The sequence below is a fragment of the Campylobacter sp. TJR-1 genome (assembly GCF_032840035.1).
GTDB lineage: Bacteria > Campylobacterota > Campylobacteria > Campylobacterales > Campylobacteraceae > Campylobacter > Campylobacter fetus.
Genome location: NZ_JAWIZX010000005.1, coordinates 71,982 through 97,769, shown reverse-complemented (window position 1 = coordinate 97,769; position 25,788 = coordinate 71,982). Strand labels below are relative to the sequence as shown.

General features: G+C 33.9%; 26 protein-coding genes and 1 pseudogene. 13 read left to right on the top strand and 14 right to left on the bottom strand.

Features of this window, described 5'->3' with window-relative positions:
• Positions 1-30: 30 nt before the first annotated feature.
• Together RVY88_RS06625 and RVY88_RS06620 are read right to left on the bottom strand one after the other, a co-directional pair.
• Positions 31-708, bottom strand: a complete 678-nt coding sequence (locus RVY88_RS06625) for a molecular chaperone TorD family protein (RefSeq protein WP_002850562.1) — start codon at positions 706-708, stop codon at positions 31-33.
• On the bottom strand, positions 705-2,366 hold the full coding sequence (locus tag RVY88_RS06620) for a 4Fe-4S dicluster domain-containing protein (RefSeq protein ID WP_065843779.1): 1,662 nt from the start codon (positions 2,364-2,366) through the stop codon (positions 705-707). The genes RVY88_RS06625 and RVY88_RS06620 overlap by 4 nt, the downstream gene beginning before the upstream one ends.
• A gap of 131 nt (positions 2,367-2,497) precedes the next feature.
• Between RVY88_RS06620 and selA the strand changes: the two genes are divergently transcribed.
• The 10 genes from selA to pseI all read left to right on the top strand — a co-directional run bounded on the left by selA (position 2,498) and on the right by pseI (position 11,484).
• Complete coding sequence (gene selA, locus RVY88_RS06615; protein ID WP_002850566.1) at positions 2,498-3,826, top strand: L-seryl-tRNA(Sec) selenium transferase; 1,329 nt, start codon at positions 2,498-2,500, stop codon at positions 3,824-3,826.
• Complete coding sequence (selB, locus tag RVY88_RS06610; protein WP_065843780.1) at positions 3,819-5,624, top strand: selenocysteine-specific translation elongation factor; 1,806 nt, start codon at positions 3,819-3,821, stop codon at positions 5,622-5,624. The genes selA and selB overlap by 8 nt, the downstream gene beginning before the upstream one ends.
• Positions 5,625-5,669: 45 nt before the next feature.
• A complete protein-coding gene (locus RVY88_RS06605) occupies positions 5,670-6,410 on the top strand; it encodes a thioredoxin fold domain-containing protein (protein ID WP_162167300.1) in 741 nt (246 codons plus the stop codon).
• Between the two features lie 69 nt (positions 6,411-6,479).
• On the top strand, positions 6,480-7,157 hold the full coding sequence (gene pseF / locus RVY88_RS06600) for a pseudaminic acid cytidylyltransferase (protein WP_002850570.1): 678 nt from the start codon (positions 6,480-6,482) through the stop codon (positions 7,155-7,157).
• The gene (locus RVY88_RS06595) at positions 7,147-7,923 is read left to right on the top strand and encodes a TIM barrel protein (RefSeq protein ID WP_167497346.1); all 777 of its coding nucleotides are present in this window, start codon (positions 7,147-7,149) and stop codon (positions 7,921-7,923) included. The genes pseF and RVY88_RS06595 overlap by 11 nt, the downstream gene beginning before the upstream one ends.
• Positions 7,920-8,309: a hypothetical protein gene (locus RVY88_RS06590; RefSeq protein WP_025370390.1), complete on the top strand. Its 390-nt coding sequence runs from the start codon at positions 7,920-7,922 to the stop codon at positions 8,307-8,309. The genes RVY88_RS06595 and RVY88_RS06590 overlap by 4 nt, the downstream gene beginning before the upstream one ends.
• Positions 8,310-8,319: 10 nt before the next feature.
• Positions 8,320-9,123 (top strand): acetyl-CoA carboxylase biotin carboxylase subunit family protein, encoded by an 804-nt coding sequence (locus tag RVY88_RS06585; RefSeq protein ID WP_162167298.1) that lies wholly within the window; start codon positions 8,320-8,322, stop codon positions 9,121-9,123.
• Positions 9,120-9,803 carry a class I SAM-dependent methyltransferase gene (locus RVY88_RS06580; RefSeq protein WP_046037264.1) on the top strand — a complete coding sequence of 228 codons (684 nt, stop codon included), beginning with the start codon at positions 9,120-9,122 and terminating at the stop codon, positions 9,801-9,803. The genes RVY88_RS06585 and RVY88_RS06580 overlap by 4 nt, the downstream gene beginning before the upstream one ends.
• Before the next feature lie 9 nt (positions 9,804-9,812).
• The gene (locus RVY88_RS06575; RefSeq protein WP_011732241.1) at positions 9,813-10,499 is read left to right on the top strand and encodes a class I SAM-dependent methyltransferase; all 687 of its coding nucleotides are present in this window, start codon (positions 9,813-9,815) and stop codon (positions 10,497-10,499) included.
• Positions 10,462-11,484, top strand: coding sequence for a pseudaminic acid synthase (pseI, locus tag RVY88_RS06570; protein WP_002850575.1), 1,023 nt, complete (start codon positions 10,462-10,464; stop codon positions 11,482-11,484). Before RVY88_RS06575 ends, pseI begins: the two co-directional genes overlap by 38 nt.
• Positions 11,485-11,538: 54 nt before the next feature.
• Here the strand turns inward: pseI and gdhA are convergent.
• The 6 genes and pseudogenes from gdhA to gltX form a co-directional block, all read right to left on the bottom strand.
• A pseudogene (gene gdhA, locus RVY88_RS06565) lies at positions 11,539-12,903 on the bottom strand (NADP-specific glutamate dehydrogenase).
• Between the two features lie 107 nt (positions 12,904-13,010).
• Positions 13,011-13,694: an MqnA/MqnD/SBP family protein gene (locus tag RVY88_RS06560; RefSeq protein WP_162167297.1), complete on the bottom strand. Its 684-nt coding sequence runs from the start codon at positions 13,692-13,694 to the stop codon at positions 13,011-13,013.
• 7 nt (positions 13,695-13,701) lie between these two features.
• Positions 13,702-14,331 carry a uracil phosphoribosyltransferase gene (gene upp, locus RVY88_RS06555; RefSeq protein WP_162167296.1) on the bottom strand — a complete coding sequence of 210 codons (630 nt, stop codon included), beginning with the start codon at positions 14,329-14,331 and terminating at the stop codon, positions 13,702-13,704.
• A 397-nt stretch (positions 14,332-14,728) separates the two neighbouring features.
• The gene (locus RVY88_RS06550) at positions 14,729-15,976 is read right to left on the bottom strand and encodes a malic enzyme-like NAD(P)-binding protein (RefSeq protein WP_011732242.1); all 1,248 of its coding nucleotides are present in this window, start codon (positions 15,974-15,976) and stop codon (positions 14,729-14,731) included.
• A 249-nt stretch (positions 15,977-16,225) separates the two neighbouring features.
• A complete protein-coding gene (locus tag RVY88_RS06545; protein WP_002850584.1) occupies positions 16,226-16,657 on the bottom strand; it encodes a MarR family winged helix-turn-helix transcriptional regulator in 432 nt (143 codons plus the stop codon).
• Positions 16,658-16,792: 135 nt separating this feature from the next.
• On the bottom strand, positions 16,793-18,175 hold the full coding sequence (gltX, locus tag RVY88_RS06540; protein ID WP_038454139.1) for a glutamate--tRNA ligase: 1,383 nt from the start codon (positions 18,173-18,175) through the stop codon (positions 16,793-16,795).
• Positions 18,176-18,248: 73 nt separating this feature from the next.
• Between gltX and RVY88_RS06535 the strand changes: the two genes are divergently transcribed.
• Complete coding sequence (locus RVY88_RS06535) at positions 18,249-19,076, top strand: peptidylprolyl isomerase (RefSeq protein WP_002850588.1); 828 nt, start codon at positions 18,249-18,251, stop codon at positions 19,074-19,076.
• A 38-nt stretch (positions 19,077-19,114) separates the two neighbouring features.
• Here the strand turns inward: RVY88_RS06535 and RVY88_RS06530 are convergent, their stop codons facing one another.
• Positions 19,115-20,452, bottom strand: coding sequence for an acetyl-CoA carboxylase biotin carboxylase subunit (locus RVY88_RS06530; protein WP_002850590.1), 1,338 nt, complete (start codon positions 20,450-20,452; stop codon positions 19,115-19,117).
• Positions 20,449-20,901, bottom strand: a complete 453-nt coding sequence (accB, locus tag RVY88_RS06525; RefSeq protein WP_002850595.1) for an acetyl-CoA carboxylase biotin carboxyl carrier protein — start codon at positions 20,899-20,901, stop codon at positions 20,449-20,451. Before accB ends, RVY88_RS06530 begins: the two co-directional genes overlap by 4 nt.
• 295 nt (positions 20,902-21,196) lie before the next feature.
• On the opposite strand from accB, the gene dcd reads away from it, so the two are divergent.
• Both dcd and pseC read left to right on the top strand, forming a co-directional pair.
• Positions 21,197-21,757, top strand: coding sequence for a dCTP deaminase (gene dcd / locus RVY88_RS06520; protein ID WP_002850597.1), 561 nt, complete (start codon positions 21,197-21,199; stop codon positions 21,755-21,757).
• Between the two features lie 7 nt (positions 21,758-21,764).
• Positions 21,765-22,886: a UDP-4-amino-4,6-dideoxy-N-acetyl-beta-L-altrosamine transaminase gene (gene pseC, locus RVY88_RS06515; protein ID WP_024305414.1), complete on the top strand. Its 1,122-nt coding sequence runs from the start codon at positions 21,765-21,767 to the stop codon at positions 22,884-22,886.
• A gap of 63 nt (positions 22,887-22,949) precedes the next feature.
• On the opposite strand, the gene RVY88_RS06510 is transcribed toward pseC, so the two are convergent.
• From RVY88_RS06510 to RVY88_RS06495, 4 genes are read right to left on the bottom strand one after another with little or no spacing between them, the layout of a single operon-like run.
• Positions 22,950-24,212, bottom strand: coding sequence for a (Fe-S)-binding protein (locus tag RVY88_RS06510; protein WP_162167580.1), 1,263 nt, complete (start codon positions 24,210-24,212; stop codon positions 22,950-22,952).
• Positions 24,213-24,959: a pyrroline-5-carboxylate reductase gene (locus RVY88_RS06505; protein ID WP_162167581.1), complete on the bottom strand. Its 747-nt coding sequence runs from the start codon at positions 24,957-24,959 to the stop codon at positions 24,213-24,215.
• A complete protein-coding gene (locus RVY88_RS06500; RefSeq protein WP_251149113.1) occupies positions 24,956-25,306 on the bottom strand; it encodes a DUF5718 family protein in 351 nt (116 codons plus the stop codon). The genes RVY88_RS06505 and RVY88_RS06500 overlap by 4 nt, the downstream gene beginning before the upstream one ends.
• Positions 25,276-25,779, bottom strand: coding sequence for a DUF5718 family protein (locus RVY88_RS06495; protein ID WP_251149095.1), 504 nt, complete (start codon positions 25,777-25,779; stop codon positions 25,276-25,278). Before RVY88_RS06495 ends, RVY88_RS06500 begins: the two co-directional genes overlap by 31 nt.
• Between the last annotated feature and the right edge of the window lie 9 nt (positions 25,780-25,788).

The window sequence follows — 25,788 nt, the reverse complement described above, 5'->3', positions numbered from 1 at the left end:
AAATTTATTTAAGTTTCAAAATATATAAATTTATATCTTAGTAAATTCGTCCCACATAACCTTGCTTTTTGGAGTTGCCATTTTAGTTTGAAATGGTTTTTTATGTAAAGACTCTTCGGCTATACTTTTTTCAAATTTAGGAGCTTTAAATCCTAAAATAGCACGTTCAAGACTAATAAAATTTATATAAATATTAGCATAAGATCTAAAAAAATCTGCAGCTTCATGTTCTTTTGTCATCTTCGCAAACTCATCAGAAAAGTCATTTATCAAAGTTTCAAAAAGCTCTCTTGAGAGAGCTAAATTATTTTTTAATATTGTAGCCATTAACTTGAAAATAAAGCCCAAATAATCCTCAGAGCAGCTGCACTTATTCGTATCTCTTCTAAAATTGCTTCTTTTTAAGATTTCTATAACTTTCAAACGCTTATTGCCATCATCTCTTCCCTCATCATAAAAGCTAGCACTTAGAGGAATGTTTGTATAACTAAGATCAAATAAAACAGAATTTTGCTCTTTTTTAAACTCATCAAAACTAAATTTAATAATATTTGCAAAATCAACATCATTTGATGGATCTATAGGACTTTTAGCAAGGTAAATGGCTTGTTCTATAAACTCTTCATAACGTTTTTTATCTTCACTGTAAAATAGCGGATAAGATAAAAATTCATAATAATAACTTCTTCCAATATCTAAATCGCTCATAAATCTTCCTTTTCTAAATCACTCATCATCATAAGTTTTGCTTTACAATCAGCGCAACAATAAAGCGTCCTAATCTTCAAATCATTTCCGTTAAATACAGGCTCAAGCATGGAAGCTATCTTTTTAACGGATTTCACGGTTGCAAATTCTTTGCCGCATTCCGCGCATTTAAATAACTCATCTTTAGCCAAAGTTTTATACTCAAAATAGCTCGGCTCAAGACTCATTCCGTCTCTTATGACCGTTAACGTATCTTTTTCGGCACAGCTAGTCTCGCAATACCCGCAAGTAGTACAAATAGACGCGTTAAATTTAAGCGAATTATCGCTCTTATCAGCATATAACGCTCCAACATTACAAGCTCCCACACACGATAAACAAAGAGTACAGCTGCTTTCATTTACAACGATTCTTCCATATCTTACTAACTCACCACAGCCTGTTTTACCATGGTTTTTACCATTTAACATATGTAAAACTCTTTTAGAAAAAATTTCTCTTTTGCTAAGATTTGTCTCATTGAGATCATATTTACTATTTGATATAAATGACGCTCTATCCAAAGCTATTTTTAAACTCTCTTCGTCATTTGCTACTTCTATGCCTTTAGTTCCATATATTTTTTCATAAATTTCATTAACCAGCTCAAGACTCTCTTTTGTGCCGCTTGTTATCTGTTTTGCATATAAAACCACGGTGGCGCCTGTTGTTTGAAGCAGAGTCAAAAGATAAGACTGATCTAAAAAATTTACTGATTTTAGAGGAAAAGGAAGTATGTTTTCTTTTAAATTTATACTTAAATTTGAGATATCCAAACACTCCTCAAACGCCAAAACTATTTTATCCGCATATATTTTAGCAACTTCATAAAATCCATTTCTTGGCATCGAATTATACTCAAGCGATCCGCTCGGACAGACGCTTATACAGACTCCGCAAGCTATGCAGTCGATATCTGAGAACTCAAGTTCTTTTATCTCATCATCTTTCATTATAGCAACGGTAGGACAGGCATCTACACATTTAGCGCAATGCTTTGTTCTTCTACTTTTGTATTGACAGGTTTGAGCGTCATAAGCAATTATTTTTTTATAATTAAACACGGGACTTACTTTATTTGCAAGATTTAAAATCTCATAATCTTCTAAACCGTCGATCTCAAAACAACCGCTCTGTTTTAGCATATAATCTTTAGCATTTCTGACTAACAAAATATCAAACTCTATCTCAAACTCACCATCTTTTTGCAGTACTATAGCTACTAATTCACCTATCTCTCCATATAAAAACTTAACTTCATTATGATTTAAGCAAATTACCTTAAATCCTGCATTTTCCAGCTTTTTTACAGATAACTCCAACTCATCGCTAATTAGTAAAATATTTTTACCGACGCTCTTTGATAAATCAGCGTCTAAAGCAAAATCAAACGCGGTAGCTCTAGCTTCATAAAGCTTCAATGAGTTTTTAGCTTTTAATAGCATATTCTCTTTGGTATTATTTAGATAAAAATTTATCTCCGGAGCATATATCTGAGCATTTAAGGACTTTGAATTAGAAACTAAAAACTCTTCATCATTTGGCAAATTTAGAGTTTTTATACTATCGTCAAGAACTATTTCTTCGCTATTGTCATATAAAAATGCAAACTCTTGCATAATTTTCCTTGATTAAAATATTATACTCATTTTATAATCATTTGTATAAATTTAGGCTGATTATTTATAACTAATAATTAACTTAAAAGGAAAATCAAAACTAAAAAATGATATACTGAGTTTAAATTTAAATGAGAAAAGCTATGAATAAACTTCCAAAAATAGATAAAATTCCAAATCTAAAAGAGTTTCAAAACTATTTTAAACCAGCACTTTTAGACATCTCTAAATCAGTATTAGAAGAGATAAGAAGTAAAAATCAAAATGAAACTATATCAGAGCAAGATGTTATAAATTTGATAAAAAACGCATACGCCAAGTTTCAAAATATCGAGCCAAAACCGCTTATAAACGCAACTGGAGTTATAATACATACCAACCTTGGCAGGAGTCCTATCAGCGAAGATTTAATTAAACAAGCAACTCATCTTATGACTTCATACTCAAATTTAGAATACGGCTTAAGCAGCGGAAAAAGAGGCGATAGATACGCATATACAAGCTATCTTTTAAAACTGCTATTTGGTTGCGAAGACGCTCTTATAGTAAATAATAACGCAGCCGCGGTTTTTCTCATATTAAATAGTTTTGCCGACGAGAAAGAAGTACTGGTTAGTCGCGGTGAATTAGTAGAAATCGGTGGAAGTTTCAGAGTACCAGAAGTAATGAAAAACAGCGGAGCTATATTAAAAGAGATTGGCACTACAAACAAAACCCATCTAAGCGATTATGAAAACTCCATAAATGAAAACACCGCCATGATCTTAAAAGTACATAAATCAAACTATGATATAGTCGGGTTCTCCAGCGAAGTTTCTATAAATGATATCGCGAAATTAACCCAAAAAAGAGGAATTCTAAACTATTACGATCTTGGTAGCGGATATGTAAATACGCTTCCGTATTCTCTAAGTAAAGATGAGCCAAACGTAAAAAAACTGATACAAAGTGGAGTTGATATAATAAGTTTTAGCGGTGATAAGCTTTTTGGCAGTGTGCAATGCGGCATAATACTTGGTAAAAAAGAGCTTATAAATAAGCTTAAAAACAATCAAATTTTAAGAATGTTAAGAGTCGATAAAATGGTGCTTAGCATGTTAAATGAAACGATAAAAGCGTACTTAAACAAAGATTTTCATCTCATAAAACCTATAAATCAAATTTATAAAACACTAAGCGAACTAGAAGTACAAGCTAAGAAAGTTTTAGAAAACATCAAACTAGAAGCTAGCATAAAAGAGACTAAAACTTTTGTCGGCGGAGGAACAATGCCAAATAAAAGCTATCCATCAATCGGGTTATTTTTCAAAGGAAACGCAAACAAAAATGAGTTTAAATTTAGAAAATACGGAATCATAGGCAGAATTGAAAACGCGGAGTTTTTGCTTGATTTTCGTTCTATTTTTGAAAATGATATAGAAAACATCATAAAAATTATAAACGGAATGAGTGATGAATAGCATAATAATAGGAACCTCAGGTCATATAGATCACGGAAAAACAGCACTTATCAAAGCTTTAAACGGCTATGAAGGCGACAAAACATCAGACGAGATAAAACGCGGTATTACGATAGATCTTAGTTTTTCAAATTTAAATAACGGAATTAAAAATATAGCATTTATCGATGTTCCTGGTCATGAAAATTTAGTCAAAACTATGATAAGCGGAGCATTTCAATTTGACGCTTGTATGCTCGTAATAGCAGCCAACGAAGGACTTAAGCCACAAACAAAAGAGCATATAGAAATATTAAATTTACTAAATGTAAAAAATATAATTTTAGTATTTTCAAAATGTGATTTGGTAGGTAAAAATGAGCAATTAGAAGTCAAAAACAGTGTATTGGATTTTATAAAAGATTTCTCGAATTTAGAAATTTTAAGAAGTTTTTTCGTCAGTATAAAAGATAAAAACAGCATAGATGCGCTAAAAAATTATCTTTTTACGATCCAAAGAAAAACGCATGATCAAGACTCTGTTTTTCGCTACTACATAGACAGAGTTTTTCAAGTAAAAGGTCATGGCACGGTCGTCACAGGAGGCGTATTAAAAGGCACTCTAAAAGTCGGGGAGCAAATTTTAAACTTGGATTTAAATGAAAGTTTTATATTAAGAAATTTAGAGGTTCATTCTAGGAGCGCAAAGACGGTAGAAGCTCCAAATAGAGCCGCGTTAAACTTAAGCGGAGATAAAACTTACGCTTTAAAAAAAGGGCAAATTTTAAGCAAAAAGGGATTTTGGAGAGGATTTTTTGAAGCTGATTGTTTTGTGAGCGGAGATTTGACTCACAATAGCGAAGTCGTTTTTTGCGTCGGATCTAAACAAGTCAATGCAAAAGCCGCTCTTTTAAAAGACAATTTTTTTACATTTAAATTTAATAAAATGATGTTTTTAGAGTTTAACGAGCCGTTTATTTTACTGAAAAATAGCAGAGTTATAGGCGGCGGATTTGTTCTAAATCCAGTAAGCGAACCTCTTAAAAAAGATGTTAAGTCAGATCTACTTTCAGCGCTCAATAATATGGATTTCGTACAAGCTTTTGAGATTTTAAGCAGATCACATAGACATGGTTTTGGACTTATATCGTCTTTGCAAAGATTTGGAATGAGTACAAGCACGGCACTAGATATAGCTTCAAATTTAAAAAATGTTTTTGTGGATAAAAAAGCGGCTTGTATCTACACAAATGACGGCTATAGCGATGTTAAAGAATTTATCAAATTTATAATAAACAAAAACAAAGACGCCATGTTCTCTCCATCTAGCATAAATACAAAGCTGTCTTGGGCAAGTACGGATTTTATAGAAGCTGTTTTAAATGAGCTAGAAACAAATAAAATAGTCCAAAAAAACGGAAGTATTTATACTAAATTCGGAACTAATTTCGATGAATTAAATACAACGGTAGAAAGTAAAATTTATGATATTTTAGAAAAAGGATATATTACTCCAAAAGCACCGTATAACATATATGATGAGCTTGATATCGATAAAATAGTAGGAGACGCGGCTCTAAAAAAGCTCACAAAAGCAAAAAAAGTAGTAAGACTAGAACACAACCTTTTTATAAGCTCAAATGCATTAAATAAAGTGATAAATATGCTAAGAGATATAATAAAAAATGAAGGTAAAGTAAACATAACCAGCGCTAAAAATCATCTAAATTTAAGTAGAAAATATGCGTTGGCGTATTTAGAATATCTTGATAAATTTGCCGATATCAAGAAATTTGAAAACGATAGGCTTTTTGTTTAAAAACAACGCCTATAATGTTTGAAATTTTATATTTTAAGGTAACAGATGAAAAATGTTTTAATTATAAGTTCTCTAATAGCGGCTACTTCCATGTTTGCTATAAACGATGCGGAGATTTTAGATCTCTTTAAAGCTGCTTCAAATGAGGGTTTGCAAGTAAAAATAGAGTCAAAATCAAAGCTTGAAGGTACAAATTTCGACCAAATTATAGTAAATATCACAGATGGAAAACAGAGCCAAAAACAAGTTTTATTTACAGATGGCAAATATGTATTTCCAGATATCATAGACGTAAATAAAAGAGTATCTTATCTAGGTAAATTTAACGATATACAAGAAAAAGCCTCTATGGGCGAAGCTTATAGCAAATTAGCAGCACTTATAAAAAATCTTGATAAATCAAAAATTATCAATCTAGGAAATGACCCTAAAAAACCTACAAAATACTTATTTACCGATCCGGACTGTCCATATTGCAGAATCGAACTTGACAGAATTGAAAAAGATTTAGAAGAATCAAATTTAAAAGTTATCATGGCTCCAATTCCTAGCCACGGCGAAGATGCGATAAAAAAATCAATCGCGATATATAAAGAGGTAAAAGGCGTAAAAGACGATGCCATAAAGATAAAAATTCTAAGAAAATACTATGCCAAAGACGCATCCGCTCCAACTAATATAACTGCCGATCAAGTAAAAACAGAACAAGCAAATATAATGAAATACTTTGAAACAGGTGCTATAAGAGGCGTACCTGCAATGATCGACGAGAGCGATCTAAAATAACATGGGGCTTATAAAGCCCTATCCTAAATTTATGCTATCATTGCAGATAAAATTCTCAAGGAACAAAACTTGATAAACAATATAGCTATTATAACAGCGCGCGGCGGAAGCAAAAGAATTCCGCGTAAAAATATCAAAGATTTTATGGGAAAACCTATGATATATTACGCTATAAATGCCGCTATAAATGCCGGAATTTTTGATGAGATTATGGTTTCAACCGAAGATGAAGAGATAGCTAGTATCTCTAAAAATTTAGGCGCAAAAGTTCCGTTTTTGCGAAGTACCAAAACAGCGGATGACTTTGCTACTACAAACGACGTTATAGAAGAAGTACTAAGCCAATACGCCAAACTAGGAACTCTTATCGAAAATATATGCTGCATTTATCCTTGCGCACCGTTTATAAGCGGCGAACTTTTAAAAGAAGCGTATGAAACATTCGTATCTACAAATGCGAGCAAATTAACTCCAGTAGTCAAATTTTCATTTCCCGTGCAAAGAGCTTTTATAGTAGATGAAAAAGGTTTTTTAAAATACCGCGAACCGCTTAACGCAAATAAAAGATCTCAAGATCTAAAACCAACGTATCATGACGCCGGAATGTTCTATTTTTATAAAGCAAACGCGCTAAACTCTGATGATAGAGTACCATTCATCTTAAGTGAAAATGTTACACAAGATATCGATACTATGGACGATTGGAAAATGGCAGAGCTTAAATACAAGGTGTTACATGGCTTATAAAATCGGTCTTAAACTATGGTCTTTGAATGAAAATTATATAAATAGTGCGGCAAATCTTTATGAAAGTGGAGTTTATGACTATATCGAGCTTTACTCAGTGCCAAACTCTCTTAACAAAATCAAAATTTGGGCGGATCTAAAACTTAAATTCGGTATTCCATTTGCTATTCATGCTCCGCATTTTAGCAGCGGTTTAGATTTTTCAAATAAAGATAAATTTAGTTCAAATTTAAAACTAGTAGAACTCGCTCGTGCTTATAGCCTTGAGCTTGACGCTATTTACACTGTTTTTCATCCTGGTATCGGCGGCAATGTTGATGAAAGTATAAGACAGATAAATAGTATAAAAGATTTTAAATTTATAATAGAAAACAAGCCTTACGTAGTACCTATGGATAACGCTCCAAACGCATTTTGCATCGGTTCAACTTTTGAAATGATAAAAAAAATAATAGACCAAACAGGACATGGATTTTGCCTTGATATCGGTCACGCCCTAGTAAGCGCAAACTATCAAAAACTGGGTATTTACGAGTACATTGCCAAATTTAACTCTTTAAATCCGCTTGTATATCATATAAGCGATAACGATAGCACAAGCATTTATGACGCGCATTTGCATTTTGGAGATGGAAATATTGATTTTAAAAAAATCCACTCTATCATAGATAAAGATAAATTTCTTGCTATAGAAACCATAAAAGATAGCAAAGAAAATTTAGATGATTTTATAAAAGATTCTAAATTTATAAAGGAGTTAAAATGAACCAAAAAGTCGCTCTAGTAATAGGTGCTAGTAGCGAGAGTGTTTTTGCCATCAATGAAGCCAAAAAAGCCGGACTTAAAGTCGTAGCTTTTGATGGAAATAAAGACGCAATCGGACTAAGGCTTGCCGACGTATCTTACGTAGTTGATATAAGAGATCCAAAAAACATCATAGAAAAACTTACGGGGGGGGGGTACGAGCCTATAACGATTTTACCGGTTCCCATCGGTAGATACTTGATAACGACCGGAAGTATAAATGACTACTACAAACTAGGCGGTGTTAGCTACAAAGCCGCTGATTTATGCACGGATAAACTTCTATTTCATAAAAAATTAAGAAATCTAACTAACGAAACTATGGGGGGGGGTATTCCCTCCAAGTGAGGAAGGGGATTTGAGACCTATAGAATGTCATTTGATCACTCCGAATTTAGATTTAAGAGTACTTAAATTTCCACTTATCATTAAACCGCGATTTGGAAGCGGAAGCAGAGACGTCATAGCGGTAAAAGATCAACATGAATTCAAAAATGCTTTAGCAAAAATAGACTTAAGCAAAGAAGATTTTTTAGCTGAAACATTAGTAGAGGGGACGGAATATGGACTAAGTGGGGCAGTGATAAATGGAAAATATATTCACATACTTATAAGAGAAAAACTCCTTACGCCGCTTCCTTATCGGCAAAGCATAGGAAATTTGAGTGCTCCGGAGATTTTGGAAGTCACACGCTATATGCAGCGAGTCGCTACTAGGCTAAATTTAAAAAACTGCCTTATAAACGCGGATCTCATCATAACGCCTGAAGGAGAGCCGTTCATCATAGAGCTAGCTCCACGTCCAAGCGGTCACTATCTCTCAAGTACGTTCGTAGAGATATCAACTGGCGTAAATATGACTAAAGAGTGGATAAATATGATTTTAGGCAAACCCTTTAGTTTTGAGCCTAAATTTACAAAACATGCGATTATCAGGTATTTTGATTTTGAAGGTAGAGTTGTTCCGCCTAATTTCGAAATTTTAAAAAACAAGCTTGGAATTGTAAAATATGAGTGCAACATAAATGGAATCTTAGCCAAAGTGATAAACGGTGCAAGCATTATGAATAGAGGATATGCCATCATAGTAGCTAGCAACAAGCAAGAGTGTCTAACAAATACGGACGCTCTTATAAAAAAATTTAAAAAGGAGATAAAATGAACGAAAGTGTAAAACAAGCTCAAGAAAATGCTTACAAACTGTGGGGAGAACACGTATCTACTGGATATTTATTATATCCGAACGAATACCTTACAAGATATGTTTTTGCAAACAGAAGGTCGTTTAAAACCGTTTTAGACTTTGGGTGCGGCGATGGAAGACACCTTGAAATGATGAGCAAAGCAAAGATTCCTCATATAATCGGCGTGGATTATAATAAATCCGTTTTACAAATAGCTAAAAATCGCTGTAATGAAAACGGCGTAAAATGCGAAGTATTTCAAAGCGGAGAAGTTTTAAATTTAAACGAGATATTAGGCGGAGAAAAAGTTGATTGCGTAGTTTGCTGGGGTATAACACATCTAAACGCAAGAGAGATAACTTCAAATTTCATTAAACAGTTTGCGTCTATTTTAAATGAAGGCGGAAGCATATTTGCCAACTGGAGAACCAGAAAAGACTCTTTATATAAAAGAGGAAAAGAGATAGATGGAGATACGTTTATCATAGATGAAGAGTCTCACAAAGGAATGCTTTATTACTTCCCAAATTTAGATGAAATAGAAAAAATTTATGAGAGTGTCGGCTTAAAAATAACCAGCAAAGATTATGAAGAATTTAGTACAAATGATGGTAATATAATAAATTCATGGCATATTATCGAAGCTAAAAAGGTTTAAGGAAATTTAATGAAAAATAGTTTTAAAGATTACGAAACAAATTTAGCAAAATGGGAAGAACTTGTTTTAAATGGCGATTTAATATATCCAAACGAGCATGTCGTGCGTTTTATTTTTAAAAATAAATTTCAAAGTGCGCTTGATTTTGGGTGCGCTACAGGAAGACATCTTGAATGCTTAAATAGAGCCGGAGTAAAGAAAATAATCGGCGTAGATATCAACCAAAAGCCTCTTGAAGTAGCTTTTGCAAGACTAAATGAGTGCGTAGAAATGGGGGGGGGTAGGCTCATACTTTTAAATAATAAAAATAAAAGCTTAAAAGATATAATCGGTGGCACCAAAGTAGACGCGATACTCTCTTGGGGAGTTTTGCATCTATTTACCCCAAATATCGTAGTAAATTTGCTAAGCGAGTTTAAAAATCATCTAAATAAAAACGGTAAAATTTTAGTAAATTTTAGGACTCAAAACGATAGTTTGAAAAATGACGCTATAAATTTAGAACCGAATGTTTATAAAGTAACGAAAGAGTCTCATAAAGATCTATTATATACGTTTTATACTCTAGATATGATTAAAGATCTATTTGAAAAAGCCGATTTGAAAATATCAAGTATAGACAAAGAGACTTTCTCACAAAACAACGGAGATATACAAAATGAATTCTACATCACAGAGGCCGTACATAATAGCTGAAATGTCTGCTAATCACTGCGGAGATAAAAACTTAGCTTTTAAAATCATAAAAGCGGCAAAAGACGCCGGAGCCGACGCCCTAAAAGTGCAAACCTACACGGCCGATACTATCACGATAGATTGCAAAGATGAGATATTTATGACTCAAGAAGGCGGTCTTTGGGCAGGACAAAGCTTATATGATCTATACAAAAAAGCATACACTCCTTGGGAGTGGCAAAGCGAGCTAAAAGCGTACGCCGATGAGATCGGGATAGACTTTTTCTCAACTCCGTTTGATTATAGTGCAGTGGATTTTTTAGAGAGCATTAACGTTCCTATGTATAAGATAGCCTCTTTTGAAGCGATAGATTATCCGCTCATAAGATACGCCGCTAAATTTAAAAAACCTATGATAATCTCAGCCGGAATTTCAAGCCTAGAAGAAATTTATGAAGCAATAGATGCTTGCAAAAGCGTAGGAAACAATGACATAACTATACTTAAATGCACTTCAAGCTATCCTGCAAAGATAGAAGATATGAATCTAATCACTATAAAAGATATGCTTAAGAGATTTTCCCCTATGGGCGTAAAAGTCGGGCTCAGCGATCATTCTATGAGCTTAGAAGTCCCGATAACAGCAGTCGCGTTAGGAGCTAGCATGATAGAAAAACACTTTACTATAGACCGCGCTTTAGGCGGAGAGGATAGTGGATTTTCTTTAAATAAAGATGAGTTTAAAGCTATGAGTAGCGCAGTTAGAAATACTTATAAGGCTCTTGGAAGCGTGGATTATAGTATAAATGAAAGAAATAGAAGAAGCGCTAGATCGCTTTTTGTAGTAGAACGTATTAAAAAGGGTGAAATTTTAACGCCGCAAAATATCCGCTCAATACGCCCGAATAACGGACTTCATCCTAAATTTTATGATGAAATTTTAGGAAAAACAGCAAAGAAAGATCTGGAATTCGGATATCCTTTAAGCTTAGACGATATAAGATAAACTTATGAAGCCGAGGAAAAATTTGGCTGAATATCAGCCAAATTTAGATATCTATTAAACATATCCTTGATCTATCATAGCGTCAGCAACTTTTCTAAATCCTGCTATATTTGCTCCAAGAACAAGGTTTCCGACATCTCCGAACTCTACTGATGTATCGTAACTCTCATTAAATATATTTCTCATTATATCATGTAGTTTTTTATCGACCTCTTCAAAACTCCATTTTTGCATACTTGCATTTTGAGCCATCTCTAAACCGCTAGTAGCAACGCCACCTGCGTTCGCCGCTTTAGCAGGACCAAATAAAAAGTCTTTTTTGCTAATCATAAAATCTATAGCATCAAGAGTGCTAGGCATATTTGCACCCTCGCAAACCAAGCGATAACCGTTATTATAAAGAGTTTTTATATCCACCAAATGAAGTTCGTTTTGAGTAGCACTAGGAAAAGCTGCGTCGCAAGGTACGCTCCAAACACCGTTTGTACCTTCTTTATATGCTTTCACTGGAGTAAATACCGCATTTTTCTAAAATCAGTATAGTCGCTAAGACCTTTTCTCTCTACCTCTTTTAAGCGTTTTAAAAGCTGAGTATCGATTCCATCTTTGTCGTAAACAAATCCGGTTGAATCACTAACAGTAATAGGAAGCGCTCCAAATTCATACAGCTTTTCTACAGTATATATAGCAACATTTCCTGCTCCGCTAACTGAGCATTTTTTACCTTCTAAAGAACCGCCTGATTTTTTTAACATTTCATTCGCAAAATAAACAGAACCGTATCCAGTAGCTTCTGTTCTAGCAAGGCTTCCGCCCCAGCTCAAACCTTTGCCAGTAAGGGCTCCATCAAATCGATTTGTTAATTTTTTATATTGACCAAACATATATCCGATCTCGCGACCGCCTACTCCGATATCGCCAGCAGGTACGTCTTTTACGTCGCCTATTAGCTTATAAAGTTCATTCATAAACGATTGACAAAACCTCATTATTTCGCCGTCGCTTTTCCCTTTTTGGATCGAAATTAGCTCCGCCTTTTCCTCCGCCCATATTAAGCCCAGTAAGCGAATTTTTCAAAATTTGCTCAAAACCAAGAAATTTAATTATATCTAAGCAAACTGATGGATGAAATCTTAAACCACCTTTATAAGGTCCAAGAGCTGAGTTGAATTCAACACGATAACCAAAGTGAGAACACGGCTCATTCTTATCATTCATATAAGTTACTCTAAACATCGTTGTTCTCTCCGGCATTACGATACGATCTATGATTTTATGTTTTAGATACTTATCTTCTGCGCTAAGAAGAGGTTCAAGACTATGTAAAACTTCGGTCGCGGCTTGTAAAAACGTATTTTGCCCCGGACTTGTTTTTTTGATGTGTTCAAGTGTGTGATTGATGTATTCGTGCACTCCCATTTACAGCTCCTATATTAAAAATTTGTAATCTATTATATAAAAAAATATTTAAAGCTTCGTTTAACTTTAGAATTTATACCAATTATTTTTTCAATAATGTTACGAATTTAAACACTGTTTGGATTAAATTTAAGATTTCTGGCTTTATTTAAGAATATTTTAAGAGATTTTTTCTCTTTTACACCTATTTTGTAGCTTATAAATTTAAGATACCATATGATATCATTAGATTTCACGCCTCTGCTAATTACATAATTATCAAGAATATATTTTGGTATCTTTATATTTCTATTTAAAAAAATTTTAATAATTTTTTTATAGCTATTTTTATTTTTTATATAAGTAAATCTGCCAAATACGAACGGTAAGCCAGTTCTTTGATTCCAGATCTTGCCCATATCGTAAAACTCGTCTTCTCCACACTTCAAATACTCTATAAGTGCATTGTCTCCTATTATAACCTCTCCATCTAGTTTTAAAATTCGACTTAACATATTTGAGCTCATTGATGCCGGATCTAAACTTCTTTTTGTATTTTTACGGACTAAGACCGATTTCACATCTTTTTTCGCGCAAATTCCAAAATCAAGCACTTTATATTTGCTTCGTCTGCTTTCTATACTTGAGATAACAGCCGCATCTATACGCCTATAATAGAGATCTTTGCATAATTTGCTAGGTACGCCTTTTTTAAATTCAATACTTTTTTTAGCAGCGTTTTGTAGAGGATAAGACTTCAAAAACACATGAAACGGAAGTAAATTTAGATAATCAATTTTGCCAAAAACCATATTTTTCCTAATAAACAGTGTTAAAAACTCTATCTCCAGCATCTCCAAGACCCGGAATTATATAACCTTTTTCATTTAAGCCTCTATCGATCGCAGCTGTATAAACTTCAACATCGGGATAGACTTCGCTAAATCTATTAAGCCCTTCAGGAGCCGCTAAAATAGATATGAATTTAATATTTTTCACACCTTTTTCTTTTAAAAATCGAACCGCGTCTATAGCAGTACCGCCTGTAGCAAACATAGGATCTATAACTATTGCAATGCGTTCGGCATGATCTTTTGGAAGTTTTGCATAGTAAAACTCTGCTTTTAATGTTTTTTCATCTCTTTGAAATCCTAAAAATCCTACGCTAGCATCAGGAAGTAGTTTAAATACGCTACCAAGCATACCAAGAGCAGCTCTTAGAATCGGACATATCATTATTTTCTGAGCTAATTTTTTTGATTTTGTAGTCGCAACTGGAGTTATAACCTCAGTATCTTTTAACTCAAAATCCCTACTTGCCTCAAAAAGCATTAGATAAGTTATCTCATCAATTAACATTCTAAACTGAAACGGATCGGTATTTTTGTCTCTTAAAATGGTAAGTTTATGTTCAATAAGAGGATGCGATATTAGCCTTATATTTTGCATTCTTTTTCCTTTATTGTTTTTACTTTCTTGCCTGAATTATACTGTAAATTTACTTAATTTGACAATTTCAAACGCAATTTAGCAAATGAATAATTTAAGAAAATTTATACTAAATCATATAGAAAGTAAAGAATAATTGAAAATTTAGAAATCTAGTTCATCTACATATTATAAAGAACATTTAGAAAAACTAAATTTATATCGAAAAATCTATTTTTTGAATTTTTGAGTAGTTTATTTATAATTTTTAGATCATTTTTGGTGCTAGTTTGCACCGGTTGAGTAATTTTAATTTAGTTTTATTCGGATTCGTAATAAAATTTTTACTCTATTTTGGATATACAAATATTAAAAATAGCTACCTATTTTTAAGATAGCTATTATCAAATTTACTTAATTAAAATAATTTTTTAAGCTTTTCTATATAAGCCGATTTATCAAAATCTTTAACCAAAGTAACTCCGTCTTTTACGGCTGCTTCGGCAACTGCCGGGGCTACCACCAAAAGAACTCTAGGATCAAATGGTTTTGGTATAATGTAATCTTTACTAAATTTAATATCTTTTTCGCCATAAGCTTCTAAAACGCTATCTGGTACGTATTCTTCGGCGAGCTCGGCTAAAGCATGCGCTGCCGCTATTTTCATATTTTCAGTAATTTTTGTAGCTCTCACGTCTAGCGCACCGCGAAATATAAACGGAAATCCCAAAACATTATTTACTTGATTTGGATAGTCGCTTCTTCCTGTTCCCATCATTATATCATCTCTTACGGAGTGAGCGATTTCAGGCATGATCTCAGGAGTTGGATTTGCTAAGGCAAATATTATAGGATTTGATGCCATGCTAGCAACCATATCTTTGCTTAAAACACCGGCTTTTGAAAGACCGAGGAACATATCAGCACCTCTCATCGCATCAGCTAAAGTTCTAGCGTCCGTATCTATAGCAAAATCAGCTTTTTCAGGAGTTAAATTTTCTCTTTTAGTATGTATAACGCCTTTGCTATCTAACATTACGATATGTTTTACACCAAGATTTCTATACATTTTCGCGCATGCGATTCCAGCCGCGCCGCTTCCGCTAACTACGACTTTTATCTCGCCAACTTTTTTGCCTGTGATTTTTAGAGCATTGATAAGTCCTGCAGTCGTTATAATAGCAGTTCCGTGCTGATCATCGTGCATAACTGGGATATTTACGCTCTCTTGAAGTTTTTTCTCTATGTAAAAACATTTTGGTGCGCCGATATCTTCTAAATTTATACCGCCAAATGTTGGAGCAAGAGCTTTGCAGATCTCAACTATCTTGTCTGGATCGTGCTCATCAAGCTCGATATCAAACGCATCCACGTTTGCGAATTTTTTAAATAAAACGGATTTACCTTCCATAACAGGCTTTCCAGCAACAGCGCCTATATCTCCAAGACCTAGCACGGCTGTACTATCTGTGATAACTGCAACAAGGTTGCCTTTATTCGTATATCTATAAGCTAATTCGTTATCCGCTTCTATCTCTTTGCAAGGCTCTGCAACTCCTGGACTATAAGCCACGCTTAAGTCATCTGCAGTTTTACAAGGTTTTTTAACATTTATTTCTATTTTGCCACCTTCGTGGTAGTCCAAAGCCCTTTGTCTTAAATCCATCTTCACTTCCTTAATTTTATCTTTGATAAATTTTGTAATTTACGGATTATAACTAAATTAGCATGAATTATAATTAAATCTGAATTTAATATCTGAAAATTTAAATTTTGTGTTACTTTTTGTAATTTTACAAGATAAAACCTGAAAATTTAGGCTAACAAATTATTATAATATATATTTAAATTTAAAAAATAAATTTGATAATTTTATACATTTATAAGATTAAATAAAAAAATATAAATACAATATTTATAAATTTTCTTTTGAATTTAATTTTAAAATAAACTCTTTAAAATATAAATTTAAACTCTCTATTTTCTGTTCGCCAAAAATTTCTATAAATTTAGAATTTAATTTTTGCATAGATTGTTCTATAATATCTTTTAACTCCACTCCGCTTTTTGTAGCTTTTAAATTCGAAGTTTTTCCTATAAATTCACGCTCAACAAGACCTCTATAAACTAGTTTATCAACAAGTCTTGTTACAGTAGATGGAGACAAACACATTATACTAGCCAACTTGCTAGGACTTATGCCTTCGCTAAGAACTATAGCATGCAGCAAATAAGCGTGAGATGGTGAAAGAGTTGTCGGCATAAAATACTCTTTTGCAATCTCTTCAGAAATTCTTGAAAAGGCTTGAGAGCTAAAAAACAGACAAGCACCGAGATAATTTACCATATTAAATCCAACTTTTTTATTTATTTGAATATACGAATATATTAAATTTGATATCTTTAAAAACAAAGAAATCAGAACCAAACTTAAATTTAAAATCTAAATTTATATTAGCAAAATATATCTTTAATTTTAAGCTTAATCTAATTTTTCTAAAAGAGCGGCTATTCTAGATTTTAGCTCTTTTATACCTATCACCTCTATAACTTCAAATATACTAGGACTAACTGCGCTGCCTGTTATGGCGATACGAATAGGCTGCGCTATGTCTTTTAGCTTTTTATCGCGCTTTTCTAAAAATGCTATGGTAATATCTTCACAATCTTTAGCTGAGATATTCTTATCTTCTAGGTTAGCGGCGTACTCTTTTAAAAGCTCTTTTGATTCAGTATTTATAAATTTAGCAACAGCTTTTTCATCGTAAGTTTCGGGTGAATTTATAATATTTAAAGCTGAGTTTTTAAGCTCCACTAAAGTCTTACTTCTCTCTCTAAGCGAATTTAAAAGTAGCTCTCCTTTATCAAACGCTCTAAAATCGATACCGAAAAACTTCATATCATCAGCCAAACGCTCATAAGGCAGAGTTTTTATATAGTGCGCATTTAGCCAATCGAGTTTTGTAAGGTTATACGTAGAAGCAGACTTATTTATATCGTGCGGATCAAAGTATTTTAACATATCACTCATAGAAAAGATCTCATCATCGCCATGGCTCCAGCCTAAACGTACAAGGAAATTCAAAAGCGCTTCAGGGAGATAACCCATACTTTTATACTCCATAACATCGGTTGCGCCGTGTCTTTTAGATAGTTTTGAACCATCACTTCCGTTTATCATAGCCACGTGAAAAAATTCAGGCAAGTTAAATCCGAGCGCTTCATAAAGTATGATCTGTTTTGGGGTATTGCTAAGATGATCATCTCCTCTTATAACATGAGTAATTCCCATCAAAGCATCATCTATCACCACACAAAAATTATAAGTCGGCGTACCATCGCTTCTTGCTATGATAAAATCATCAAGTATATCGGCGCAGTTAAACTTCACGTCGCCTTTTATACCGTCTTTAAACTCTATAGTTCCGTTAAGAGGCGCTTTGATACGGATAACTGGTTCGATGCCTGCTGGCGGAGTGCCGGTAAAATCCCTATATCTGCCATCATATTTTGGACGCTCTTTTTTAGCTTCTTGCGCGGCTCTTAGCTCATCAAGTTCTACTTTTGTCATATAACATTTATATGCTTTGCCTTCATCTAAAAGCTTCTTTATATACTCTTTATATATGTCAAATCTTTTTGATTGGTAAGTTACTTCACCATCATAATCTAGTCCGCACCAGTTAAATGCTTCTCTTATAGCAATTACCGCTTCTTCAGAGTTTCTTTTTAGATCCGTATCTTCGATACGAAGTACGAATTTACCTCCGTTTTTTCTAGCATAAAGATAGCTATAAAGCGCGGTTCTAAGACCTCCGACATGTAAAAAACCAGTCGGACTTGGAGCAAATCTAGTTGTAAGCATAACTGTTTTATTCCTAATTTATTAAATTTGGGTATAATTTTAACTCAAATTTGCTTTAATAAAGGTTTTATTTATGAAAAAAATCGTTTTTCTAACTGTTTTTTTACTCGGTATATTACACGCAGAGTACGTAAATGGTCTAGTTGCCATAGTAGAAAATGAGCCTATAACAGACTATGAAATTCAGCAAGTGATGACTAAGATGAATATATCTCCAAACGATGCTTTAAGCGTACTTATAAGAGAGAGATTAGAAGATGCACAGATACGAACTCTTGGGATAAGTGCCGATAATTACGAAGCAGACGAAAAGATAGCAGCATTAGCACAAGCAAATGGCATAGACGTAACCACATTTAAAAACGTTATCGAGTCAAGAGGCATTAGCAGTGAAGACTTTAAAAACGATATTAAAACCGGTATTAAAAAAGAAAAACTATACGCTAGAATACTAAATAATCCTAGTCAAAATATAACTCCTGAGAATGCTAGAAGATTTTACGAAGCAAATCCGAAAATGTTTGTACAATTTGAAAAAATATCTGTTACAAAATATTTAACAAACAATAGGCAAAGCCTCAATGAAATATCGAAAAATCCTATGAGCGTACAGCCAGGAGTAAGCATAGAAAATGTGGTATTAGAGTCAAAAGAGTTAAATCCACAATTACGATATATACTTTTAAACACAAAAAAGGGCTCTTTCACGCCTATATTTCAAACAGCAGATGGATTTGAGATGTTTTATGTATATTCAAAAGAAGGATCTTATCTGCCTGATTTTAACAGTATAGAAAAAGAAGTCGTAGCAGCTATGGCAAGTCAAGAACAAGAGATAGCGGTAGCCGATTATTTTAATAAACTAAGAGTAAAAGCAAACATAGAAATTATAAAAAGATAGATAAATTTGGTATCAAATTTTGATACCAAATTTAAATTTTAATGCTTAGATAGATAATTCGTATCATAAAGGTTATTTATAAAATCGCTATTATTCATCATATGAAGATGAAAATCTTTTGTGGTTTTAATGCCCTGTATAACCATTTCATCAAGAGCTACTTTCATTTTAGCTATTGCTCTGTTTCTATCTTTATCATGAACGATTAATTTTCCTATCATACTATCATAGTATGGTGGAACGCTATAACCTTCATAAATATGACTATCCATACGAACATTTCTGCCTCCAGGAGCTATGTATTTTGTCACTTTTCCCGGATTTGGAGTAAAGCTTTTTGGATCTTCGGCTGTTATACGACACTCTATAGCATGTCCTCTTAGTTTGATCTCATCTTGACTAAGCAACTTCTCACCTTGAGCGATACGTATCATCCACTCTATAAGATCTAGCCCACTACACATCTCACTTACGCAGTGTTCGACTTGAAGTCTAGTATTCATTTCGATAAAATAAAATTTATTATCTTTTTGGTCGTACAAAAACTCGAATGTCCCAGCTCCAGCGTAACCTATAGCTTTAGTAGCTTTAACTGCGGTTTCATGCAAATTAGCTCTAGTTTTATCATCTAAAATTACGGCAGGACTCTCTTCGATAAGTTTTTGATGACGTCTTTGCATAGAACAATCGCGTTCGCCTATATGAACTACATTTCCATGCTCATCACCTAAGACTTGAACTTCAATGTGACGTGGATTTGAGATATACTTTTCCATATACATAGTACCATCGCCAAATGCACTCATAGCCTCACTCTCGGCAGACCAAAAACTTTTTTCTAGATCCTCTTCACGCTCAACCACGCGCATTCCGCGACCGCCTCCGCCAGCAGCAGCTTTCACTATAATAGGATATCCGATTTCACGAGCTAGTTTCTTTGCCGCATCTATGTCTTGTATGGAACCATCACTTCCTGGAACTACTGGAATTCCAGCTCTCATCATAACTTGCTTAGCTTTGCTTTTATCGCTCATAAGAGCCATAGCCGCTACGCTAGGACCTATAAATTTGATATTATGTTTAGAGCAAATTTCAACAAAATTTTGATTTTCACTCAAAAATCCATATCCCGGAAATATAGCATCAGCTTCGCTGATTTCGCATGCTGTGATGATAGCTGGTATATTTAAATAACTATCGGTGCTTCTTGGATTTCCTATACAAATAGAAGCGTCTGCATATTTTACATAAAGCGCGTCTTTATCTGCGGTAGAATGTATTACTATAGCTTCTTTTCCCATTTCTTGTATTGTTCTAAGAGCTCTTAAAGCTATTTCCCCACGATTTGCGATGAGAATTCGTTTTATTTCTCTCATATTTTTTCAACCTCGAACAAAGCCATACCAAACTCTACTGGCTGACCGTCTGCTATTAGAGATTTTATAATACGACAGTCAAACTCGGCTTCTATCTCATTCATAATTTTCATAGCTTCTATAATACCTATGCAATCACCTTTTCTTATAGTTTGACCCGGTTTTACGAAAGCTGCTGCTCCAGGGCTTGGAGCTACATAAAATGTTCCTACCATAGGAGAGTTTATAGTATCTCCGCTCAAATTTTGACTGCTAGAACCTTTTTCATTTACCACATTCACGTTTATCGGAGTCGGAGCAGGTGCCGGAGGACAAACAACTGGAGCCGGAGTTGCTTCTGGTTCATATTTTTCAAGTTCAATCTCAAATTCTTTATCTTTTATCTTAATTCTATTGATGTTAGTCTCATCAAAGAAAGTCATAAGCTCTTTAATTTCATCTCTTGTCATAAGAATTCTCCTATAAATTATTCAAAACATAGCATTTTAGCAAATTTATGTAAAGATTTGGTACAAATTTAAAAAAATATCTAATTCAAATTTAATTAAATTACAATAAAACAATTACAAATCCTCAAAAAGTTACATAATTTATAGCTTTTTACGGTATTTAATCTAATTATAATCCAATTTTATATATTTGTAAAATATAAATTTAAAAAATATATCCTAAAAATTTAATAAATGTTTAAATCCATCTTTATGACAATATGATATAATTTATAAATTTAAATCAGGAGTAATTATGGGACTAAAAAGCGATAAATGGATACGCGAACAGAGTATAGAAAACCAAATGATAGAGCCGTTTTGTGAAGAAAATATAGGTAAAGGTGTCGTTAGCTACGGACTTTCTAGTTACGGATACGATATAAGAGTCGGTTGTGAGTTTAAAATTTTCACAAATATAGGCGGTACTGTTGTAGATCCAAAAAACTTCGATGAAAAAAACGTAGTTGATTTTATCGGAGACATATGCATAGTCCCGCCAAACTCATTTGCACTTGCAAGAACAGTTGAATACTTCAAAATGCCTCACGACGTTCTAGCGATCTGTCTTGGAAAATCAACATACGCAAGATGCGGAATAATAGTAAATGTTACTCCATTTGAACCAGGATTTAACGGCCACATCACTATAGAAATCTCAAACACCACTCCTCTACCTGCGAAAATTTACGCAAATGAAGGCATAGCGCAAGTTCTATTTTTACAAGGTGATGAACCGTGTGAAACAAGTTACGCCGATAAAAAAGGTAAATATCAAGATCAAGAAGGCATAACCTTACCGCGCATACTAAAGTAAAGGAAAAATGATGACTTACAGCAGACAAAGCATAGACGATGATGATATAAAAGCAGTCAGTGAGGCTTTAAAAAGCGATATCATAACTTGCGGTAAGAAAGTAGATGAGTTTGAAAAAGCGCTTTGTGATTACACCGGAGCTAAATTCGCAGTAGCGATGAACTCGGCTACTTCTGCTTTACACGCAGGATATCTAGCGTTTAATCTTGAAAGTAACGATGAAGTCATCACGACTCCTATTACGTTTGCGGCTACTGCAAACACGGCTTTGATGTGCGGTGCGAAAGTTAAATTTGCCGACATATTACCAAATGGAAATATCGATCCAAAAAGCGTAGAAAAACTCATAACTCCAAAAACAAAAGTTATAACTCCGGTTGATTTTGGTGGACTTCCAGTAGATATAGACGCATTAAATTTGATAGCCCAAAAACACGGTCTTAAGATACTAGATGATGCTTCTCACGCTCTTGGAAGTAGCATAAATGGTAAAAAAGTCGGCACATTCGCAGACGCTAGCGTATTTAGTTTCCATGCTATCAAACCGATAACCACGCTTGAGGGCGGCGCGCTTTTAACCGACGATGAAGAGATCGCCGCTAAGGCTAGATTGATCCGCTCTCACGGAATTATCAAAAAAACAGCTTGGAACTCAGATATGATAACTCTTGGTTATAACTACCGTTTAAGCGATGTCGCGTGTGCTTTAGGTGCTTCGCAAATGAAAAAGTTGGATATTTTTATAGCAAAACGTGATGAGATAGCCAAATTTTACGATGAAGCATTTAAAAAAAGTCCGTATTTAAGCACTATAAAAATACCCAAAGGTGTAAAAAGTTCTCATCATCTCTATCCGGTCTTGCTTTTTAGAGATTTTTGGTGCGATAAACAGAGTATTTACGAAGAACTTCATGCAAAAGGTATCGGCGTACAAGTGCATTATAAACCGACTTATAAATTTAGCTTTTACAAAAATCTTTACGCAGAGATAAGTTTGCCAAATGCGGAGGATTTTTATAGAGCTGAGCTAAGCTTGCCTTGTCATCAACTAATGAGTATAGAAGACGCTAAATTCGTGGTAGAAAATCTAAATGAAATTTTAGTAAAGTATAAAGGGTGTAAGTTTTAATCCCTGCTTCGATATCAAATTTACTCAAATTTAAATGATAATTTGAGTAAATTTAGTCTTTCTTTACAGAACCTTTGCTATCAGTTCGATAGGATTTTCACATCTCATATCCGAACTGCGAAGATGAAGCGCATTATTTAGCTGCATTTTACAAGCACTGCATTCTGCGCTAACACATTGCGCTTTAGTCGCACTTATCGTTTCTGCTCTACTAAGTCCGGCCGCGCGGCTAAGATGATATTTCTCACTTTGCATAGTCACACCGCCAAATCCGCAGCAACTTGTAGTATCATTCATCTCTTTGATATTATAAATTTTACTTAGCAACGCTCTTGGTTCTCTAAAAACTCCTTGCATTTTTTTAGCGTGACAAGGATCGTGATAAGTTATAGTTTGCTTGTTTGAATTTAAGCCTATTTTACTTAAAATTTCTCCCAAATTCGTATATTTCTCAAAATACTCGGTAGCCAAAAATATCTTTTTGCTCACGTTTTTTGCACGCTCTCTCCACTCTTTATTATTTGCAAAAAAATGTTCATAATCTACTTTTATCATAGCACTACAGGTGGCTTCAGGGATAATGATCGCATCTACTTTTTCAAGTACCTTTTCAAAGTACATGATATTTTTTTTAGCCAAAACCTCAACCGTGTTAAAATCCCCGGTAAAATACGCCGGAGCCGCACAGCAACTTTGATCTTTCATTAAATGAGCATTTAAATTTAGTGTTTTACAAATTTTTAATAATCCCTCGCCGATACCGATATATGCATAATTTCCCATACATCCTATAAAAATTCCAACGGCTTTTTCTCCTCCGTTATTTATAAACTCAGGATGCGAATTTAAAAAGCTCTTTTTACTAGCAGTCGGTAAAAGACGCTCTTTTTTAACCATAGGAAAACTCATTCTAGGGCGCATTTCACCGTTATTTACTTTAAAAGCGCAGCTTTGAAAAACATAACCAAGACTAGCACAAATATCCATAACTTTTCTATGTCTTAAAAGCCAAAAAAACAGTCTTTTGTACCATGCTATTCCAAATTTGAGCGCGATATCCCACCTTACATTTTCAATCATAGTATCGGTTGCAAGGCTACTAGGACATTCACTTACGCAATTTGTACATAAAAAGCAGCTTTCAAATATATCTTTTGCATTTTTATCTAATTCAAGCTCACCTCTATTATAAGCTCCAAGAAGATCCAAAAAACCACGAGGACTTCTAACTTCATCACCGCTAATCTTGAAAATAGTGCAATTTGGTTTACATTTACCACACTTAACGCATGCGTCTGAAACGGTATTAAAATTATACTTTTGCATTTAACTTCTTTGCTTTTTCGCACTTGCTTTTACAGCTTGTAAAAATGCGTGTCTAACACCGCATTCTTCAAGTTTTGCTACGCCTTCTATGGTAGTTCCTGCCGGAGAACAAACAGACTCTTTTATCAGTGCCGGATGAGAACTTTTTAAAAGCTTGGCAAATCCATCAAAAAGTCCGCTCACAAGAAAATTTGCATCATCTTTTTTAAGGCCTTCTAAAACTCCAGCGTTGCTTAAAGCTTCGGCTACGAGCGCAAGATAAGCAGGAGCGCAACCCGCAAGCACACTAGCAGCGTCTAGCTCATTTTTAGTTTCAAGCTTTACGCATTTTCCAAAACCATTTAATATTTCTACTATCGTATTATCATCGCCATCACTTATAAACGGAGTTACGCTGGAATTAAACTTAGCCGCGATATTTGGCAAACAAACAGCGTAATTTTTAGCTTTTATAGAACTATTTAACATTTCAATACCGGTTCTAGCTAGTACGCTTATGCAGATTTCTGCCTCGCCGCTAAGTAAATTAGAAACACTAGATAGAGCGTAAGGCTTTACTGCAAGTATTATATTTTTATCTTTTATATCATAACTCTTGCCATAAATCTCTGCGCCAAATCCGATTTTTTTAAAATTCGCAAGTTTTTCTTTGTCTCTACATACTATAATAACGTCAAAGCCGCTATTTTTTAGTCCATAAGCCATGGCGGTTCCCATATTTCCACCACCTAAAATATATATTTTCATTTTACAACCTGTTTTAAAACTGAAATATCACTAAATTTAGAAAAATCACTGTCTGTTTTGGCTAACTCGGTTATATCTTCTAAACTATGCTTATTATGATCAAAAGCCACTATATAGATCTCATCTCCTCGTTTTAAAAAGCGATTTTCACCTTTAGGCTCATATCTTGTAGCTCCAATAGTGATAATGACGTCTTTTTTGTATCCGTTTTGCTTTAAAATTTTACTTAAATCCTCAAGTACGGCAAAATCTTTTTGGGTATTAAAAATCTTTTTCATCCAGTTTAATAATTTTTCATAAAAGTAGCTATAACCGCTTAATTTAGCACACTCTCCATATCTAAAAATCCATCTTCGCTACGCAAAAAAGATACTAAAGAGTAGCGTTCGCAAACTCCTGTTTTATCAAATTTATCTATAACTATCTCATTTCCAAAGCCTTTTGAGCCGCTTGAAAAGTTTTTCTTTTGAGATATTTTTGTAGCATTTTTGTCGTTTCTTACAGAAGCATCGTTAAATGCCATAAATGCAAGCGGTTTTATGGTTTTCACACTACCATTTTCGTACTCTATCTCACATTTAAGAGCTATTTCAGGCTCTGCTTGAACATTTAAACTAGACTCATTTGGAAGAACTAAATTTACATTATCGAAACAGTAATTTTTAAGATGGTTGGAGGATTTTGGACTATAAAATGGAAAAATACCTTTTGGAGCGTACTTTTCTTCTGTTTTAATATCTACAAAATCCTTAAACTCGCCTGCTTGTTCTAAATGCAAAGCAAAATTTCCGGCTATCCCAAAACCTAAAAAATCTCTCATTATCATCCC

What these genes read in the sequence shown, in the direction of transcription:
- RVY88_RS06625 (WP_002850562.1), bottom strand. Translation starts at nt 708, where the DNA reads ATGAGCGATTTAGATATTGGAAGAAGTTATTATTATGAATTTTTATCT.
- RVY88_RS06620 (WP_065843779.1), bottom strand. Translation starts at nt 2,366, where the DNA reads ATGCAAGAGTTTGCATTTTTATATGACAATAGCGAAGAAATAGTTCTT.
- selA (WP_002850566.1), top strand. Translation starts at nt 2,498, where the DNA reads ATGAGAAAAGCTATGAATAAACTTCCAAAAATAGATAAAATTCCAAAT.
- selB (WP_065843780.1), top strand. Translation starts at nt 3,819, where the DNA reads ATGAATAGCATAATAATAGGAACCTCAGGTCATATAGATCACGGAAAA.
- RVY88_RS06605 (WP_162167300.1), top strand. Translation starts at nt 5,670, where the DNA reads ATGAAAAATGTTTTAATTATAAGTTCTCTAATAGCGGCTACTTCCATG.
- RVY88_RS06595 (WP_167497346.1), top strand. Translation starts at nt 7,147, where the DNA reads ATGGCTTATAAAATCGGTCTTAAACTATGGTCTTTGAATGAAAATTAT.
- RVY88_RS06590 (WP_025370390.1), top strand. Translation starts at nt 7,920, where the DNA reads ATGAACCAAAAAGTCGCTCTAGTAATAGGTGCTAGTAGCGAGAGTGTT.
- RVY88_RS06580 (WP_046037264.1), top strand. Translation starts at nt 9,120, where the DNA reads ATGAACGAAAGTGTAAAACAAGCTCAAGAAAATGCTTACAAACTGTGG.
- RVY88_RS06575 (WP_011732241.1), top strand. Translation starts at nt 9,813, where the DNA reads ATGAAAAATAGTTTTAAAGATTACGAAACAAATTTAGCAAAATGGGAA.
- pseI (WP_002850575.1), top strand. Translation starts at nt 10,462, where the DNA reads ATGAATTCTACATCACAGAGGCCGTACATAATAGCTGAAATGTCTGCT.
- RVY88_RS06560 (WP_162167297.1), bottom strand. Translation starts at nt 13,694, where the DNA reads ATGGTTTTTGGCAAAATTGATTATCTAAATTTACTTCCGTTTCATGTG.
- upp (WP_162167296.1), bottom strand. Translation starts at nt 14,331, where the DNA reads ATGCAAAATATAAGGCTAATATCGCATCCTCTTATTGAACATAAACTT.
- RVY88_RS06550 (WP_011732242.1), bottom strand. Translation starts at nt 15,976, where the DNA reads ATGGATTTAAGACAAAGGGCTTTGGACTACCACGAAGGTGGCAAAATA.
- RVY88_RS06545 (WP_002850584.1), bottom strand. Translation starts at nt 16,657, where the DNA reads ATGGTAAATTATCTCGGTGCTTGTCTGTTTTTTAGCTCTCAAGCCTTT.
- gltX (WP_038454139.1), bottom strand. Translation starts at nt 18,175, where the DNA reads ATGCTTACAACTAGATTTGCTCCAAGTCCGACTGGTTTTTTACATGTC.
- RVY88_RS06535 (WP_002850588.1), top strand. Translation starts at nt 18,249, where the DNA reads ATGAAAAAAATCGTTTTTCTAACTGTTTTTTTACTCGGTATATTACAC.
- RVY88_RS06530 (WP_002850590.1), bottom strand. Translation starts at nt 20,452, where the DNA reads ATGAGAGAAATAAAACGAATTCTCATCGCAAATCGTGGGGAAATAGCT.
- accB (WP_002850595.1), bottom strand. Translation starts at nt 20,901, where the DNA reads ATGACAAGAGATGAAATTAAAGAGCTTATGACTTTCTTTGATGAGACT.
- dcd (WP_002850597.1), top strand. Translation starts at nt 21,197, where the DNA reads ATGGGACTAAAAAGCGATAAATGGATACGCGAACAGAGTATAGAAAAC.
- pseC (WP_024305414.1), top strand. Translation starts at nt 21,765, where the DNA reads ATGATGACTTACAGCAGACAAAGCATAGACGATGATGATATAAAAGCA.
- RVY88_RS06510 (WP_162167580.1), bottom strand. Translation starts at nt 24,212, where the DNA reads ATGCAAAAGTATAATTTTAATACCGTTTCAGACGCATGCGTTAAGTGT.
- RVY88_RS06505 (WP_162167581.1), bottom strand. Translation starts at nt 24,959, where the DNA reads ATGAAAATATATATTTTAGGTGGTGGAAATATGGGAACCGCCATGGCT.
- RVY88_RS06495 (WP_251149095.1), bottom strand. Translation starts at nt 25,779, where the DNA reads ATGAGAGATTTTTTAGGTTTTGGGATAGCCGGAAATTTTGCTTTGCAT.